Annotated in this window: 11 protein-coding genes, 2 rRNA genes and 1 pseudogene; 4 read left to right on the plus strand and 10 right to left on the minus strand. The window is 54.9% G+C overall.

Annotated elements, in window-relative coordinates; all coding sequences use genetic code 11:
- Positions 1–4 precede the first annotated feature (4 nt).
- Genes bcsA through bcsR form a run of 3 tightly spaced genes read right to left on the minus strand, consistent with a single transcriptional unit; the run spans position 5 to position 3569 of the window.
- Positions 5–2620, minus strand: coding sequence for a UDP-forming cellulose synthase catalytic subunit (gene bcsA, locus ACEPLT_RS21355; protein WP_021242136.1), 2616 nt, complete (start codon positions 2618–2620; stop codon positions 5–7).
- Complete coding sequence (gene bcsQ, locus ACEPLT_RS21360; RefSeq protein ID WP_008503236.1) at positions 2617–3369, minus strand: cellulose biosynthesis protein BcsQ; 753 nt, start codon at positions 3367–3369, stop codon at positions 2617–2619. Before bcsQ ends, bcsA begins: the two co-directional genes overlap by 4 nt.
- Positions 3370–3380: 11 nt before the next feature.
- Positions 3381–3569 carry a cellulose biosynthesis protein BcsR gene (gene bcsR, locus ACEPLT_RS21365; RefSeq protein WP_008503237.1) on the minus strand — a complete coding sequence of 63 codons (189 nt, stop codon included), beginning with the start codon at positions 3567–3569 and terminating at the stop codon, positions 3381–3383.
- A 174-nt stretch (positions 3570–3743) separates the two neighbouring features.
- On the opposite strand from bcsR, the gene bcsE reads away from it, so the two are divergent.
- The 3 genes from bcsE to bcsG are packed head-to-tail and all read left to right on the plus strand — an operon-like array spanning position 3744 to position 7169.
- Positions 3744–5306 (plus strand): cellulose biosynthesis c-di-GMP-binding protein BcsE, encoded by a 1563-nt coding sequence (gene bcsE / locus ACEPLT_RS21370; RefSeq protein WP_023326268.1) that lies wholly within the window; start codon positions 3744–3746, stop codon positions 5304–5306.
- On the plus strand, positions 5300–5497 hold the full coding sequence (bcsF, locus tag ACEPLT_RS21375; protein WP_024908822.1) for a cellulose biosynthesis protein BcsF: 198 nt from the start codon (positions 5300–5302) through the stop codon (positions 5495–5497). The genes bcsE and bcsF overlap by 7 nt, the downstream gene beginning before the upstream one ends.
- Positions 5490–7169 (plus strand): cellulose biosynthesis protein BcsG, encoded by a 1680-nt coding sequence (gene bcsG, locus ACEPLT_RS21380; protein WP_063616884.1) that lies wholly within the window; start codon positions 5490–5492, stop codon positions 7167–7169. The genes bcsF and bcsG overlap by 8 nt, the downstream gene beginning before the upstream one ends.
- A gap of 54 nt (positions 7170–7223) precedes the next feature.
- Here the strand turns inward: bcsG and ACEPLT_RS21385 are convergent, their stop codons facing one another.
- From ACEPLT_RS21385 to ACEPLT_RS21410, 6 genes and pseudogenes are all read right to left on the minus strand, one after another.
- Positions 7224–8216 carry a glycosyl hydrolase family 8 gene (locus ACEPLT_RS21385; RefSeq protein WP_063616883.1) on the minus strand — a complete coding sequence of 331 codons (993 nt, stop codon included), beginning with the start codon at positions 8214–8216 and terminating at the stop codon, positions 7224–7226.
- A 16-nt stretch (positions 8217–8232) separates the two neighbouring features.
- The gene (gene birA / locus ACEPLT_RS21390; protein WP_008503241.1) at positions 8233–9195 is read right to left on the minus strand and encodes a bifunctional biotin--[acetyl-CoA-carboxylase] ligase/biotin operon repressor BirA; all 963 of its coding nucleotides are present in this window, start codon (positions 9193–9195) and stop codon (positions 8233–8235) included.
- A complete protein-coding gene (gene murB / locus ACEPLT_RS21395; protein ID WP_063616882.1) occupies positions 9192–10220 on the minus strand; it encodes a UDP-N-acetylmuramate dehydrogenase in 1029 nt (342 codons plus the stop codon). Before murB ends, birA begins: the two co-directional genes overlap by 4 nt.
- A 124-nt stretch (positions 10221–10344) precedes the next feature.
- Positions 10345–10460, minus strand: a 5S ribosomal RNA gene (gene rrf, locus ACEPLT_RS21400).
- 65 nt (positions 10461–10525) lie between these two features.
- A 23S ribosomal RNA gene (locus tag ACEPLT_RS21405) occupies positions 10526–13001 on the minus strand.
- Positions 12991–13197: pseudogene (locus tag ACEPLT_RS21410) on the minus strand (hypothetical protein); the annotation flags it as partial. The gene ACEPLT_RS21405 and the pseudogene ACEPLT_RS21410, both read right to left, overlap by 11 nt.
- On the opposite strand from ACEPLT_RS21410, the gene cyaY reads away from it, so the two are divergent.
- Positions 13177–13497 (plus strand): iron donor protein CyaY, encoded by a 321-nt coding sequence (cyaY, locus tag ACEPLT_RS21415; protein WP_008501546.1) that lies wholly within the window; start codon positions 13177–13179, stop codon positions 13495–13497. The pseudogene ACEPLT_RS21410 and the gene cyaY sit on opposite strands and share 21 nt — an antisense overlap.
- Positions 13498–13586: 89 nt before the next feature.
- On the opposite strand, the gene cyaA is transcribed toward cyaY, so the two are convergent.
- Positions 13587–16130 (minus strand): class I adenylate cyclase, encoded by a 2544-nt coding sequence (gene cyaA / locus ACEPLT_RS21420; RefSeq protein ID WP_008501547.1) that lies wholly within the window; start codon positions 16128–16130, stop codon positions 13587–13589.
- Between the last annotated feature and the right edge of the window lie 240 nt (positions 16131–16370).

Below are 16370 nucleotides of genomic sequence, written 5' to 3' on the forward strand. Positions count from 1 at the left end.
ATCATCATTGTTGAGCCATAACCGGGTCCGCCTGCTTCGCCTCATCCCGCTCAGGACGACGAGGAATGAACGACACGACCCAGGAAACCAGCGAAGTAAGTGACCGGAAAATTAATTTCACCGACGACGGGGCAAATTCTGCAAGGTGACGATAGCCACGGAACCCCAGCTTCAGAATATCCAGCAGGCTTTCCAGAGGCTTATCCTCCGGGAAGCTGTCCTGCCAGAGAGCCCACGTATCCGCGCGGGCAAACGTACACTGCACAAAATCGATATGTTGCTTTTTGGTCAACGGCATCAGCTGTAGGCCGACTTCATTGCCCACCACGCGAACGACCTGCGTCGGGAAGACATACTCCTGCTGGCCGCGCTTAAGCAGCAGGTTAACTTTTTGCCCTTCCAGCACCTTCGCCTGGCCGTTGATTTTGATCCCCAGACCGCCGTCAGAGAAGTCGTGCACGGTACAGGAGAAGAGATGGCCATCTTCACGGGCGATCGCCGCTGGCATGCAGATTTCCACGCGATGCGCGCGACGAACCTGTTTGCTCTCCACCGACACCGCCACCGCGCCGCCGAGGATAATCAGGTTGTAGAAGACCCAGGCCATACTGACGAAGACGGTCAGGATTTCGTTTTCCGGACCGTAGAAGTAGCGCCAGATACCCGCAATGACGCCCACGATATTCAGCAGCACCAGGAAGATATACGGCCGGGAGATCACCCAGTCGACGTACTCCTCCTCCACCAGCCCGCCCTTCGCGGTGACGTTGAATTTACCTTTGTGCGGGTTAATCAGCGCCACCATCGTCGGCGGCGCGATGTACCAGGCCAGCACCGTTTCGTAGATTTCACTCCAGAAGGAGTGGCGGTATTTCCCCTGAATCTTCGAGTTCGTCAGGCTCGCGTGGATCATGTGCGGCAGAACAAACAGCGCAATCATCAGCGCGGGAGCGTAGATGATATAAGCGTGAAGAAGCAGGAACGCCAGCGGCGCAGTCAGGAAGATCAGCCGCGGAATGCCGGACAAGAAGTGGAACATGGCGTTGACGTAGCAAAGACGCTGCGCCAGCTTGAGTCCTTTCCCGATCAGTGGGTTATCAAGACGGAAGATCTGCACCATGCCGCGCGCCCAGCGAATACGCTGACCAATGTGCGCCGACAGTGACTCGGTTGCCAGACCGGCCGCCTGCGGGATACGCATATAGGCAGAGGTATAGCCACGACGGTGCAGGCGCAGTGAGGTGTGCGCATCTTCAGTGACCGTTTCGACGGCGATACCGCCAATCTCATCCAGCGGCTTACGGCGGATAACGGCGCATGAGCCGCAGAAGAAGGTGGCGTCCCACATGTCGTTTCCGTCCTGTACCAGGCCATAGAACAGCGTGCCTTCGTTCGGAGTTTTGCGGAAGCGGCCAAGGTTACGTTCAAACGGGTCCGGCGAGAAGAAGTGGTGCGGCGTCTGCATCATCGCCAGCTCTTTCTCCTTCAGGAACCAGCCCATGGTCATCTGCAGGAACGAGCGCGTCGGCACGTGGTCGCAGTCAAAAATCGAAACAAACTCCCCGGTGGCATACTTCAACGCGTTGTTGATGTTCCCCGCCTTAGCGTGTTCGTGCGTCGGACGGGCGATGTATTCGACGCCGACCTCCTCCGCGAACTGGCGGAACGCCGGACGGTTGCCGTCATCCAGGATCCAGACCTTGAGCTTGTCTTTCGGCCAGTCGATGCCCAGCGCGGCATAGATGGTGTTCTTCACCACGCTCAGGTCTTCGTTGTAGGTCGGCACGAAGAGATCGACGGTTGGCCACTGGGTGGTGTCCTTTGGCAGCGGAACCGGCTGGCGGTTGAGCGGCCAAATCACCTGGAAATAGCCCAGCACCAGCACAATCCAGGCATAGGTTTCAGCAAACAGCAGCACCAGGCCGCACACCAGACTCACCGGGTCGTCCCAGTTCAGCGTCGAGGTATAACGCCACCAGATGTAGCGGCAGGAGACGGTCAGCGACAACACGATCAGCATCAGCGCCGAGAAGCGACCCGGAATTCGGCGCACCAGCAGCGCCACGCCCCACAGCAGGATCAGGAAAGTGAACTGCGCCAGAGGGTTGAAAGGCTGCGTAATACAGACCAGCGCCAGAATGAGCGAGAACACGACGATTACGCCGAGGATAAAACGCCGCAAGCCCGGGTGAAGATGCCCGAGCTCTTTATGGTTATCCAGATGGCTGGTCTTATCGCTTACGCTGTCGGGCAGTCTGTCCAGCCACTGATGGTAGCGTTCACGTAACTGCTGCACGCGGGAGAAGCTGCGCCAGTGCGGCGTTTTTGTCTCCGCGCGGGATGAGGTCGCCACCAGCCAGATGGCCTGAATGAGATAGCGCGCCGGATCCAGTGGACGCGGCCGGTCAGGATTAATGTGCGGATATAGCTCGCTGTGCCGGGCACGTATGCGCTGCCAGCGCGGGTGTTCAAGCGGTATAAACATCCAGGCCAGAATCATCCAGAAACAGCCGAGCGCGGCGCTAAATGCCGACGCACCGTGACGGCGAAAATGCCGGTAATGTTCGCTCAAACGCGAACTGACCGGTGGGATGAGTAACCAGCTGGCGAGACGACTCATACAGCACTCCCTGCATGCTCCGCCCTGTTGGCGAAGTTCAGCAGACACCAGTTAGCCAGCGTCAGGATCTCTTCTGCCGCCAGTGAATCGCTGCGGTATTCACCGAGCGGTTGCTTAGACGCAAGGCATTCCGCCATTCCCTCATCACGATGGATGACAATCGGAAGCAGGCGGCGCTGGCTTTGCAGCCAGACCTGATAGAGATCGTCCTGGATCTGGCTGCCAATGCGCAAATCGTTAATCAGGATATGGCCATTTTGAGGCAGTCCCTGCTGGTGCAGGCGGATATGGCAGTTCGCATCGACGTTAACGATCGAGAGGACATGATCGCACTGGGCGATAAGCTGTCGTGTCAGCGTGCCGGCACCGTGCGGCAGATCCAGCAGGATCCACTTGTAGTGCCCCTTTTCCCTCAGGCTCTGCAGCGCCAGCGTGAATTGTGAAAACAGGCGCTGGTACGCGGCTTCATTCTCGCGTTCCGTAGTGGTCAGTTGACCAAACGGCAGCAGGTCAAGAAGGGAGGTATAGCGCATACCTGCATCCTGCCAGTCTTTATCGTCAAGCAGCGCGCGGGCCCAGCCCTCTTCGCGAGTAAAGTCGACGTTAAACGACATACGCAGCAAATTATCGGCGCAGGCGTCAATAACCAGCACCGATTCACCTAAAAGCTGTAATGACCACGCCAGCGCCGCGGTAACAGATGTGGTACCCACACCCCCACGGACACCCTGTAATCCGAGTATGGCCATCAATGGCTCCCTTATTGTTGATGGGCGAATTCAGCTAATAACGGCCAGCGTTTAATAGCCGCAGCCAACTGTTCCCGCTGGGAAATATCGGTGTAATCTATTTCAGGTAAAGAAAAGGCCTGCGTCAGCGCCAGAAAATCGTTTTGGAATGTGTAACCCAGGGTCGAGTCGACTGGGGTTCCGGGTTCGTTATTATCCATTCTTTTTCCATCCCTTTGCGTAAAATCGCCAGTTCAGAAGTAGCGAGGCATCCTGCCCTATGAAATTTCATTTACATGCTAAATCTGATGTTCTTTAATTTCAATGTTAGGTTTATTTCTACGCTTTCGCTAGTAAACTGAGATACAGATAAATTAGACGAAAAGAGGGACACCGTGGACTCCATATTTTCTATTGGCATCCAGTCATTATGGGACGAATTGAGCCACATGCCAGTCGGAGGAGTCTGGTGGATTAATACGGACCGTAATGAAGATGCTATCAGTCTGGTAAACCAGACAATTGCTGCCCAGGATAAGGATTCCCGCGTGGCTGTCATTAGCATGGGCGAAGATCCGAAGAAAATTATCACGCTGGAAAACGATCGCGGCCCTCAGACGGTGCGATTATTTTCCATGACATCGGAAGCCGATAGTCTATACTTTTTGTCCCGCGACGTTCAGTGCACTATTGATCCGGATCACTATTTAGTGATTCTTAAATGTGCAAATAACGTCCTGCAAAATATCCCTGCTGAAAAACTGCTGCCCTGGCTGGAAAAAATCAATAAATGGGCAAAATTTCAAAATTGCACGCTACTGATAGTCAATCCCGGCAGTAATAATGACAAGTTGTTCTCACTTTTAATGGGTGAATATCGTTCTCTGTTCGGTCTGGCAAGCGTTCGTGACCAGGTGGGCAGCTATCTCTACGATATTGCATTCTGGTGTAATGAAAAAGGCGTGAGTGCCAGACAACAACTTACGCTGAAACATATCGAGGGTAAGTGGCACCTGGCACAGCAGGAAGAAACCGTGGTGCAACCGCGCAGTGATGAAAAACGTATCCTGAGCCATATCGCGGTTTTAGAGGGGGCACCGGCCCTGTCGGAAAACTGGTCGCTGTTTGAATCTAACGAAGACCTTTTCCACGAAGCCCGCACAACCCAGGCGGCGACCCTTATTTTCTCATTGATGCAGAATAACCAGATTGAGACGCTGGCAAGGCAAATCCACACCCTGCGCCGCCAGCGCGGAAGCGCATTAAAAATCATCGTGCGCGAAAACAATACCAGCCTGCGCGCCACCGATGAGCGCCTGCTTCTTGGGTGCGGGGCAAATATGGTTATTCCGTGGAATGCGCCGCTGTCACGCTGCCTGACGCTGATCGAAAGCGTTCAGGGCCAGCAGTTTAGCCGCCATGTACCGGAAGACATTTCCACGCTGCTCTCTATGACGCAGCCGATGAAGCTGCGTGGATATCAAAAATGGGATACCTTCTGCGACGCCGTCGGCAACATGATGAGCAATACGCTTCTTCCTGCAGACGGAAAAGGGGTTATGGTTGCCCTGCGTCCTGTGCCGGGTATCCGCGTTGAACAGGCGCTCACCTTGTGTCGCCCCAACCGTACGGGAGATATCATGACCATTGGCGACAATCGCCTGGTACTGTTTTTGTCCTTCTGCCGGGTCAACGATCTCGATACGGCGCTAAACCATATCTTCCCCCTGCCTACCGGGGATATTTTCTCGAACCGTATGATTTGGTTCGAAGATAATACGATCAGCGCGGAGCTGGTACAGATGCGTGCGCTCCAGCCTGAACAATGGGCTAAACCGCTCGCAATTAAGAGCGATGCGAAACCGATCCTCAATGCCAGACATGATGGCCATATCTGGCGCCGGGTTCCGGAGCCCCTTCGCTTATTAACGGACAACGCGGAGAACGCACCATCATGAATATCAGCGATATCATCCAACTGGTTATATTCTGTGCGCTGATTTTTTTCCCGCTTGGCTACTATGCACGCCATTCCATACGTCGTATCCGTGATACGGCCAGAGTGCTGTTTATAAAACCTCGCTATGTAAAACCAGCCGGAACACTGACACGGGCATCACACGTCAAGGCAGACCGAAAACATGACTAATTCTACCTATACCGCTTCGTCACCCTCGCCGCTCTGGCAATACTGGCGCGGCCTTTCCGGCTGGAACTTCTACTTTCTCGTGAAGTTTGGTCTGCTGTGGGCAGGCTATCTGAATTTCCATCCCCTTCTCAACCTGGTGTTTATGGCCTTCCTGCTGATGCCCCTGCCGAATATCAGGCTGCATCGCTTGCGTCACTGGATAGCCATCCCTGTCGGCTTTGCGCTGTTCTGGCATGATACCTGGTTACCGGGGCCGGACAGCATTATGAGCCAGGGGTCGCAGGTGGCAGGCTTTAGCGCCAGCTATGTCCTCGATCTGACCGAGCGGTTTATTAACTGGCAGATGATTGGCGCGGTATTTGTGCTGCTGGTTGCCTGGCTGTTCCTGTCACAGTGGATCCGCATCACGGTGTTTGTCGTCGCGATTATGATCTGGCTGAACGTGCTGACGCTGGCTGGTCCGGGCTTTTCGCTGTGGCCTGCTGGTCAACCGACCACCACGGTGACCACCACAGGGGGAAGCGCAGCAGCAACCGTTACCACGGCTGGCGATACGCCTGTAGTGGGCGATATCCCAACCCAGACCGCACCGCCGACCTCCACAAATCTGAACGCCTGGCTCTCCAGCTTCTACACTGCGGAAGACAAGCGACAGACCAAATTCCCGGACGCGCTGCCGGCGGATGCTCAGCCGTTTGAATTGCTGGTGATCAACATCTGCTCTCTCTCATGGGCCGACGTGGATGCAGCCGGTTTGATGTCCCATCCGCTGTGGTCGCATTTCGACATTCAGTTTAAAGATTTTAACTCTGCCACCTCGTACAGCGGCCCGGCAGCAATCCGCCTGCTGCGTGCAAGCTGCGGTCAGGCATCGCATAAGAATCTGTATCAGCCTGCCGGCAATCAGTGTTATCTGTTTGATAACCTCGCCAAACTGGGCTTTACGCAGCATCTGATGCTGGGACATAACGGCCAGTTCGGTAACTTCCTGAAAGAGGTGCGTGAACAGGGTGGTATGCAGGCACCGTTGATGGATCAAACTGGTCTTCCCGTTACTCTGCTGGGCTTCGACGGCTCGCCGGTTTATGACGATACCGCCGTGCTGCAGCGCTGGCTTCAGACCATCCAGAAAGACAGTAATCCGCGCAGTGCGACCTTCTTTAACACCCTGCCGCTCCACGACGGTAACCATTTCCCGGGCGTGAGCAAAACGGCAGATTATAAAGTGCGTGCGCAGAAATTCTTCGACGAGCTGGACGCGTTCTTCACGGAGCTGGAAAAATCAGGCCGTAAAGTGATGGTGGTTGTGGTACCTGAGCACGGCGGCGCGCTGAAAGGCGACAGAATGCAGGTGTCGGGTCTGCGTGATATCCCAAGCCCGTCCATCACCAACGTGCCTGCTGGCATTAAATTCTTTGGTATGAAAGCACCCCATCAGGGCGCACCGATTGAAATCACCCAGCCGACCAGCTATCTGGCGATCTCTGAACTGGTTGCCCGTGCCGTTGACGGGAAGCTGTTTGTGGAAGATAGCGTGAACTGGGATCAGCTCACCAGCAACCTGCCGCAAACGGCAGAAGTCTCAGAGAACGCCAACGCGGTCGTCATTCAGTATCAGAACAAACCGTACGTTCGCCTGAACGGCGGGGATTGGGTACCGTATCCGCAGTAACTGATTTACCCCTAACCCTCTCCCCATTAGGGAGAGGGGATAGTCAGTGTGTTGTTATTGCGCCGAAATCCACACCAGCATTTTCAGACTTGCCGAATAGTAGTCGTCTTTAGAGGTGATTTCGGGTTCTCCGGAAGACTGTCCCATCGTTAAATCGCGTACAGCCAACAGGCCGCCTTCCATCATGTAGGGCGCATATTCGTTGGTCGTGACGTTAACCCAGGCGGGCGTTTGTTCCCGCGGGAACTGACCAAACCAGGCTTTCCACGGCGTCAGCAGCGGGCTTTGCTTATCAGACCAGGCAAGATACAGCGGAATACGAATCGCGTCATAGCTCATCCGCGGCGGCCAGCCTTTGGCCGGTTCCAGCTTGCCATCTGATGCCAGCGAGACCCAGTCAGCGGGCAGATCCGCTTTACCCGAGCCCATTTTTCCCAGCAGGCGCTTCCCGTCCTTAATCAAATCGCGCCAGACAGGCAAATGACTGCGCCCGGCGAAGGCCTGCCAGGCCGGAAACACAAAATAGGAAGGATTAAGGACCACTTCACCGTCAAGCTTAAATCCCTGGACGCCGGGCAGCATCACGCGGTAACCCGCATAGCGGATGACGCTATGGGCAACCAGCGCTTTTGTAATGGCATCCGATGCGGCACCGTAGCGTTTGTCATGCCATCGGGCATCGGCTTTAAGCAGCGCCCAGGCAATCAGCACATCGCCATCGGCGGCATTGTTTTTGTCAGCGACCGGGTTGGACTCTGCGGGGTTATAGCGCCAGTAAAACAGACCGTTCTCTTTGTTCTTCAGCTCACGGTTTGTCCATTGCCAGAGCTTATCGAACGTGGCCTTATCGTCGTTGGCCACTGCCATCAGCATGGCAAATCCCTGACCTTCCGTATGCGACACGCCGCCATTGCCGGTATCGACAATGCGGCCTTCCGGTTTGAAAAAGCGTGCCTTATAACTCTCCCAGGCCTGACCCGCCTGAGAGAGGGGTGAGAACAACACGCTCATCATGACGGCCAGCGTCGCGCAGACGGTTTTTCGCATCATTCACTCCATCCGGTTATTCGGCACTCCGCAGGGAAATCTCACCGCCCATCCAGGGTTTGATCACGCCATCCTGCTCCAGGAGCAGCGCGCCCTGAGCGTCAATACCGCGGGAAGTGCCGTAGATCTCTTTATCCCCAATCAGCAATTTCACCGGGCGGTTGATGAAGTTATCCAGTTTTTCCCAACGAGACAGGAACGGTGCCAGCCCTTCCTGCTCAAAAAGCGTGAGCGAGCTGCGCAGCTCTTTAATCATACGTACGGCAAGGGTGTTACGATCGATGACGATCCCCGCCTCCTGGAGGTTAGTCCAGGCCTGATTCACCACATCATTCTGGACATTGCGCATCACCATATTGAGGCCCGCGCCAATGACGATTTGCGCCGCATCGCCCGTTTTTCCCGTCAGTTCAACCAGAATGCCGGCGAGTTTACGATCGTTGAGGTACAGATCGTTAGGCCATTTAACACGCACTTGATCCGCACCCAGATCGTGAAGCACCTCCGCCATAACGATACCGATGACCAGACTCAGGCCAATGGCAGCGGCCGGGCCCTGATCGAGTCGCCAGTACATAGACAGATAGAGGTTGGCACCAAAGGGGGAAAACCACTTGCGGCCACGACGACCGCGACCGGCCTGCTGATACTCAGCAACGCAGGCATCGCCGGATTTCAGCTCAGGCAGACGATCCAGTAGATACTGGTTCGTCGAATCAATCACCGGCAGCACCGCCACATTACCGTGTCCAATCTGGCTGCGGATCGTGTCTTCATTCAATAATTGTATCGGCTCCGGCAGGCTGTACCCTTTTCCGGGAACCGTGAACACATCAACCCCCCAGTCGCGAAGCGTCTGGATGTGCTTGTTAATGGCGGCGCGGCTCATGCCAAGCTGTTCACCCAGCTGCTCGCCGGAATGGAATTCACCATCCGCCAGGATACCAATCAGGGTTAACGGGACCGTATTGTCCTTCATGCGATAGTCTCCACGGCGTTGACTTCACCTGTGCGACCAATGAAGCGGACTTCTGGCTCCAGCCAGACGTTAAATTTTTCGCCCACACGCTGACGAACATAATGAGCCAGCTGTACCACATCGTCGCTGGTTGCATCGCGCTGGTTAATCAGCACCAGAGCCTGCTGTCGGTGAACGGCTGCCCCGCCGACTGAAGTGCCTTTTAGCTGGCATTGATCGATAAGCCATCCTGCTGCCAGCTTCACGCTGCCATCCGCCTGAGGGTAATGTGGCGCGGTTGGCCACTCCTCCAGAAAACGTCGGGCATTTTCGCCGCCGATCACCGGGTTTTTGAAGAAGCTTCCTGCATTTCCGTTAACTTTGGGATCGGGAAGCTTGGTCATCCGCATATGGCAAACCGAGTCAAAAACGTCGCGTGCGGTAACGGTAGCCGGATCGAGACGCGTTAAATCCCCGTAGGTTAATACGGGCTGCCAGCTCTTCGACAGGCGCAGGCCCACGGCGACAATCACGTAGCGATCCTGATATTCATGCTTGAAGATACTGTCACGATAGCCAAAACGGCACTGTTCTGCCGTTAAACGCGTGGCCATTCCGGTCGCCAGTTCGATGCAGTCGACATAGTCACAGACATGTTTCAGTTCGATGCCGTAGGCACCGATGTTCTGAATGGGTGACGATCCAGCGCAGCCTGGGATAAGCGCAAGGTTTTCCAGACCCGGAATCTCTTTTTCGAGGGTAAATTGCACCAGGTGATGCCAGTTTTCTCCGGCACCCACGTGCAGATGCCAGCTATCGGCATGCTCTTCCACATCAATTCCCATGATGCGGTTAATAATCACCGTTCCCGCAAAATCGTCGAGAAACAGGACATTACTTCCTTCGCCCAAAATCAGTACGGGTTCGTTATTTTCTGTTGCGCTTTGCCATGCATCCAGCAGCTGCTGTGCAGTATCGGCACGTACAATTTGATTAGCATTGCGTTGAATGCCAAAGGTATTCCAGGGCTTAAGGGAGTGGTTCATAGACGCTATCCTGATGCAAAAACGCAGGTAGTTTACCGTATAAGCAGGGCGTTGGGGGATCTGTTTGTGCAGCGCATAAACGCAAAAAGGCCATCCTTTCGGATGGCCTCTTCACTTGTTTGATGCCTGGCAGTTCCCTACTCTCACATGGGGAGACCCCACACTACCATCGGCGCTACGGCGTTTCACTTCTGAGTTCGGCATGGGGTCAGGTGGGACCACCGCGCTAAAGCCGCCAGGCAAATTCTGTTAATCTGTATCAAAGCTGAAAATCTGTCTCTTCGCCGAAACACCTTCGGCGTTGTAAGGTTAAGCCTCACGGTTCATTAGTATCGGTTAGCTCAACGCATCGCTGCGCTTACACACCCGACCTATCAACGTCGTCGTCTTCAACGTTCCTTCAGGAGACTTAAAGTCTCAGGGAGAACTCATCTCGGGGCAAGTTTCGTGCTTAGATGCTTTCAGCACTTATCTTTTCCGCATTTAGCTACCGGGCAGTGCCATTGGCATGACAACCCGAACACCAGTGATGCGTCCACTCCGGTCCTCTCGTACTAGGAGCAGCCCCCCTCAATTCTCCAGCGCCCACGGCAGATAGGGACCGAACTGTCTCACGACGTTCTAAACCCAGCTCGCGTACCACTTTAAATGGCGAACAGCCATACCCTTGGGACCTACTTCAGCCCCAGGATGTGATGAGCCGACATCGAGGTGCCAAACACCGCCGTCGATATGAACTCTTGGGCGGTATCAGCCTGTTATCCCCGGAGTACCTTTTATCCGTTGAGCGATGGCCCTTCCATTCAGAACCACCGGATCACTATGACCTGCTTTCGCACCTGCTCGAGCCGTCACTCTCGCAGTCAAGCTAGCTTATGCCATTGCACTAACCTCCTGATGTCCGACCAGGATTAGCTAACCTTCGTGCTCCTCCGTTACTCTTTGGGAGGAGACCGCCCCAGTCAAACTACCCACCAGACACTGTCCGCAACCCGGATCACGGGTCTACGTTAGAACACCAGCCATTAAAGGGTGGTATTTCAAGGACGGCTCCATGCAGACTGGCGTCCACACTTCAAAGCCTCCCACCTATCCTACACATCAAGGACCAGTGTTCAGTGTCAAGCTATAGTAAAGGTTCACGGGGTCTTTCCGTCTTGCCGCGGGTACACTGCATCTTCACAGCGAGTTCAATTTCACTGAGTCTCGGGTGGAGACAGCCTGGCCATCATTACGCCATTCGTGCAGGTCGGAACTTACCCGACAAGGAATTTCGCTACCTTAGGACCGTTATAGTTACGGCCGCCGTTTACCGGGGCTTCGATCAAGAGCTTCGCGTTGCCGCTAACCCCATCAATTAACCTTCCGGCACCGGGCAGGCGTCACACCGTATACGTCCACTTTCGTGTTTGCACAGTGCTGTGTTTTTAATAAACAGTTGCAGCCAGCTGGTATCTTCGACTGATTTCAGCTCCACCCGCAGGGGCTTCACCTACATATCAGCGTGCCTTCTCCCGAAGTTACGGCACCATTTTGCCTAGTTCCTTCACCCGAGTTCTCTCAAGCGCCTTGGTATTCTCTACCTGACCACCTGTGTCGGTTTGGGGTACGATTTGATGTTACCTGATGCTTAGAGGCTTTTCCTGGAAGCAGGGCATTTGTTACTTCAGCACCGTAGTGCCTCGTCATCACACCTCAGCGTTAATAAACGACCGGATTTACCTAATCGTTCCGCCTACATGCTTAAACCGGGACAACCGTCGCCCGGCTAACATAGCCTTCTCCGTCCCCCCTTCGCAGTAACACCAAGTACAGGAATATTAACCTGTTTCCCATCGACTACGCCTTTCGGCCTCGCCTTAGGGGTCGACTCACCCTGCCCCGATTAACGTTGGACAGGAACCCTTGGTCTTCCGGCGAGCGGGCTTTTCACCCGCTTTATCGTTACTTATGTCAGCATTCGCACTTCTGATACCTCCAGCATGCCTCACAGCACACCTTCAACGGCTTACAGAACGCTCCCCTACCCAACAACACATAGTGTCGCTGCCGCAGCTTCGGTGCATGGTTTAGCCCCGTTACATCTTCCGCGCAGGCCGACTCGACCAGTGAGCTATTACGCTTTCTTTAAATGATGGCTGCTTCTAAGCCAACATCCTGGCTGTCTGTGCCTTCCCACATCGTTTCCCACTTAACCATGACTTTGGGACCTTAGCTGGCGGTCTGGGTTGTTTCCCTCTTCACGACGGACGTTAGCACCCGCCGTGTGTCTCCCGTGATAACATTCTTCGGTATTCGTAGTTTGCATCGGGTTGGTAAGCCGGGATGGCCCCCTAGCCGAAACAGTGCTCTACCCCCGAAGATGAGTTCACGAGGCGCTACCTAAATAGCTTTCGGGGAGAACCAGCTATCTCCCGGTTTGATTGGCCTTTCACCCCCAGCCACAAGTCATCCGCTAATTTTTCAACATTAGTCGGTTCGGTCCTCCAGTTAGTGTTACCCAACCTTCAACCTGCCCATGGCTAGATCACCGGGTTTCGGGTCTATACCCTGCAACTTAACGCCCAGTTAAGACTCGGTTTCCCTTCGGCTCCCCTATACGTACAGAACGTTGTCGTCAGAGATTAACCTGAGTCGGGCCGCCGTTGTCGCCACGGTCGTTAGTATCTGGCGTGGAAGACTCAATGCCGCTGTTAACCGGTTTCGTCGGCGGCGGTGCGGTTTTATCCGCAGGAGGAAAGTACAGTGGTCCCTTCAGTCCGCAGCCAGTCAGGCTAAACAGCGTGATGAGAACGGCAAGCGTTCGGAAAGCGTTTTTCATTATAAAGTTGCCCGTAAGTTCAAATCTGTTTCTATCATCGCAGGAGAAGACACAAAAGCAAGAGTTTGCCGCTTTCCTGCAACGGGAATTATTTAGGGTTATACTGCCGGCATCACGAAAAACAGGAACAAAACCATGAACGACAGTGAATTCCATCGCCTTGCCGACAACCTGTGGATGACCATCGAAGAGCGTCTTGACGACTGGGACGGCGACAGCGATATCGATTGTGAAATCAACGGCGGTATTCTGACCCTGAGCTTCGAAAATGGCAGCAAAATTATTATTAACCGTCAGGAGCCGCTTCACCAGGTGTGGCTGGCGGCCAAACAGGGCGGCTATCACTTCGATCTGAAGGGTGATGAGTGGGTGTGCGACCGTAGCGGCGTACCGTTCTGGGATCTGCTGGAACAGGCCGCGACCGCGCAGGCGGGTGAGGAAGTGCGTTTCAGGTAGTTTTGTTGCCCGGTGACGGCTGCGCCTTACCGGGCCTACAACGGCTCGAACCGTAGGCCGGGTAAGCATTAGCCACCCGGCGCAAAGGCTCAGGAGAAATACTGCTGCAACAGCGGCGCGGTGTCCTGATTGGCAGGCGCGGCAGGCGTGACGGCCTGAGTGCGGAACGGGATCACCTGCGCACGGCCATCGACGTTCACAATCTGGTAGAACTGCGGCAGGTTAAAGTTGATAAAGCTTGAGCCGTAGGTAAAGCGGTCATGCGAAGAGGAGTAGAAGCGGCTGACGTCGCGCACCAGCTCCTCTTTACTGCCTTCACAATGGTGATACACCTCGGCGCGGTTGGTCTCATCCAGAATGTAGATGTTGAACCCGGCATCGTCGCCCGACTCTTCAAAGAAGAACTGAATAATCCCTTCACTGGCAAAGCCGTCCACCACCTGCGGGAGCTTAACGTGGTTGGTTTCCACCTGCACCGACAGGCCATGCAGCTTGTTATGCGAAATCGCGCCGTAGAATTCAATGGCGTTTTCCAGCTTCTGTACCGACACGTTGAGACGTTCAAAGAACAGGCCCCAGGTCTGGCCGGAGACGCGCAGCGCTTTAAAGCGCCCGGTTTCCTGACGGGTACTGGAGAGACGCAGCTCGATACACTCCGAGACCAGCTGCTGCACGCGGGTACGAATCAATCCACGCAGGTGCTGGCTGTAGCAGAACACTTCCACGCTGTCCGGCGGCGCGGCATCCTGGTGCATCTTGCCGAGAATGGTTTTCAGCGCTTCGATCATCGCCTGCTCGCCGTTGAAGTGCAGGGTACGCACTTCGTTCCACGAGTTGCGGTACAGCAGGTCCACGCTGCCCACCAGGCAGTTTTGCTGCTCGCCAAAGCTAAAGACGTCCAGCTTGCGGAAGTCAAAATGGACCACCTGATTGCGGAAGGCCGCCGTCGGGTCATATTCCAGGTTGACGATGATCGCCAGATGGCGAATCTCGCACGGGCTGTAGAGCGCTTTTGGCGTCGGCGCAGGCAGACGCAGCGGGAAGTGGTGCGACACATCTGCGACCATCTCCTGCAGCTTAGCGAGATCGACCACCTCGTTGCCTTTGATAAACAGGCGCGTGCGCGAGGTCAGCAGGCCGTTAAACCAGGCCCAGGCCACCAGCTTGTTCAGATAGCGGTTATATTCCAGCGGCTGATGGCTGATGATGGAATCCATGCTTGGCGCACGGTTGTACAGATACCACCCGGTGCGGTTCGCGCGGCCCGGCGGCACGTAGATAAAGGTCAGGTTCGGTTCTGACAGGTCAGGCGAAATCTGCGGGTTAACCAGCGTGACTTTACCCGGCAGCGCTTCAAACGCGGCGTACAGCTTACGGGTCAATACCCCGATATCCTGCGGACTGGCGGAAACGCTGAGGTTGTTGCGGCGCGCAAAGCGGATCAGATTACGGTAGCTTTGCATCATCGCATCGAGCAGTTCGTTGTGCGCTTCACGCACCTGATCGATTTTCCAGTTGGCCCGGTTGTCGAGCATGGACAGACGCGCGTCGTCCCATCCCCACTCTTTTACTAACTGGCTGACCACTTCACGACGCCAGCCCACGCAGGCGCGTTCGCGGCTCAACTTCTCACAGACTTTGAGATAGAAACATCGACGTACCAGGTCCAGACGCGTGGTGTCATCAATGGCTTTCAGGTATTCGGTTACGCGCTCCAGCATCATGCAGTAGGCGTCCAGCCCGAAGGAGACGATCTCCCCGTCGTGCAGGCGCTGCTTGATGTCTTTCGCCAGCAGGCGCGGCGTCGGGTATTCCCAGGAGTAGGCTTCCAGCAGCAGCGTTTTCAGCACAGCTTTGTACGGTGAGTCGATACTCTTATAGAGCTGCCAGAGGCTTGCGCCGAAATACTCTTCCGCAGACAGTGAGCTGAGACCGCCGAGGTCCAGCCATTCGTTTGGCGTCAGTACGCCCTGCGCATAAAGCGACATGACGTAATCGTCGTAATGCTCTTCTTCTTCGCACGGGACCATATTCCACAGAATACGTTTCCCGGCCAGGCGAACGGCAGTACGGTAGAATTCATCCAGCAATAAGATGTGCTGGGTCGAGCCGCAGTCCTCACCACCCAGACTGCCGCTTTCGTTATGGCGGAAACGGTTTTCATCAATCAGGAAGAAGCTCACTTCCACGCCGAGCGATGCCGCCCAGCTCTCCAGCAGGCTGCATTTACGCTGCAGCAGCTGACGCTCTTCGTTGTCGAGCCAGGACTGATGACAGACCCAGATGTCCAGGTCAGAAGAACAGCTTTGCCCTACCGATGAGGTGCTCCCCATAGAGTAAACGCCGGTAATCGGCAGCTCACCTTTCGGGGACTCCTGTGGCGGCATGCCCCGGTAGAGTTCCAGCTCGTTCAAATAATGCTGTTGGGTTTCATCAGGCGTGAAAAGGCAAATGCCCTGGGGAACGTTACCATCAAGGTAGCCAGGCATCAGCGGGTGGTGATAGTGCAATAATGTCGGCAGCAGACTGTATACCTGCTGGAAAGCAGGGCCCATAGCAGCAAGCGCGCGATCCACACGCAGTTGATTTATGGCATCCAGTCTCTGTTTCAGAGTCTCAATATAGAGGTACAAGACGTATCGCCTGATGTTTCCGGGTGTCGCAGCTATTCAAAACACGAGTAACAGCGGACCCGCAGTATTTCAAAAAGATAACCGTTACCCTTTTTCGCCCTTATCATTTTTGGTGGTACCGACGAAAAAATGGTCTAAAACGTGATCAATTTAACACCTTGCCGATTGACCGTAAAGAAAGATGCGCTACATACAAGTGTAGCACCGTTCTGTACGTGTAAATTCCTGAATACGGCTATG

The organism is Enterobacter sp. fkY84-1, assembly GCF_052974705.1.

What these genes read in the sequence shown, in the direction of transcription:
- bcsR (WP_008503237.1), bottom strand. Translation starts at nt 3,569, where the DNA reads ATGGATAATAACGAACCCGGAACCCCAGTCGACTCGACCCTGGGTTAC.
- bcsG (WP_063616884.1), top strand. Translation starts at nt 5,490, where the DNA reads ATGACTAATTCTACCTATACCGCTTCGTCACCCTCGCCGCTCTGGCAA.
- birA (WP_008503241.1), bottom strand. Translation starts at nt 9,195, where the DNA reads ATGAAGGACAATACGGTCCCGTTAACCCTGATTGGTATCCTGGCGGAT.
- bcsA (WP_021242136.1), bottom strand. Translation starts at nt 2,620, where the DNA reads ATGAGTCGTCTCGCCAGCTGGTTACTCATCCCACCGGTCAGTTCGCGT.
- bcsQ (WP_008503236.1), bottom strand. Translation starts at nt 3,369, where the DNA reads ATGGCCATACTCGGATTACAGGGTGTCCGTGGGGGTGTGGGTACCACA.
- ACEPLT_RS21385 (WP_063616883.1), bottom strand. Translation starts at nt 8,216, where the DNA reads ATGCGAAAAACCGTCTGCGCGACGCTGGCCGTCATGATGAGCGTGTTG.
- murB (WP_063616882.1), bottom strand. Translation starts at nt 10,220, where the DNA reads ATGAACCACTCCCTTAAGCCCTGGAATACCTTTGGCATTCAACGCAAT.
- cyaY (WP_008501546.1), top strand. Translation starts at nt 13,177, where the DNA reads ATGAACGACAGTGAATTCCATCGCCTTGCCGACAACCTGTGGATGACC.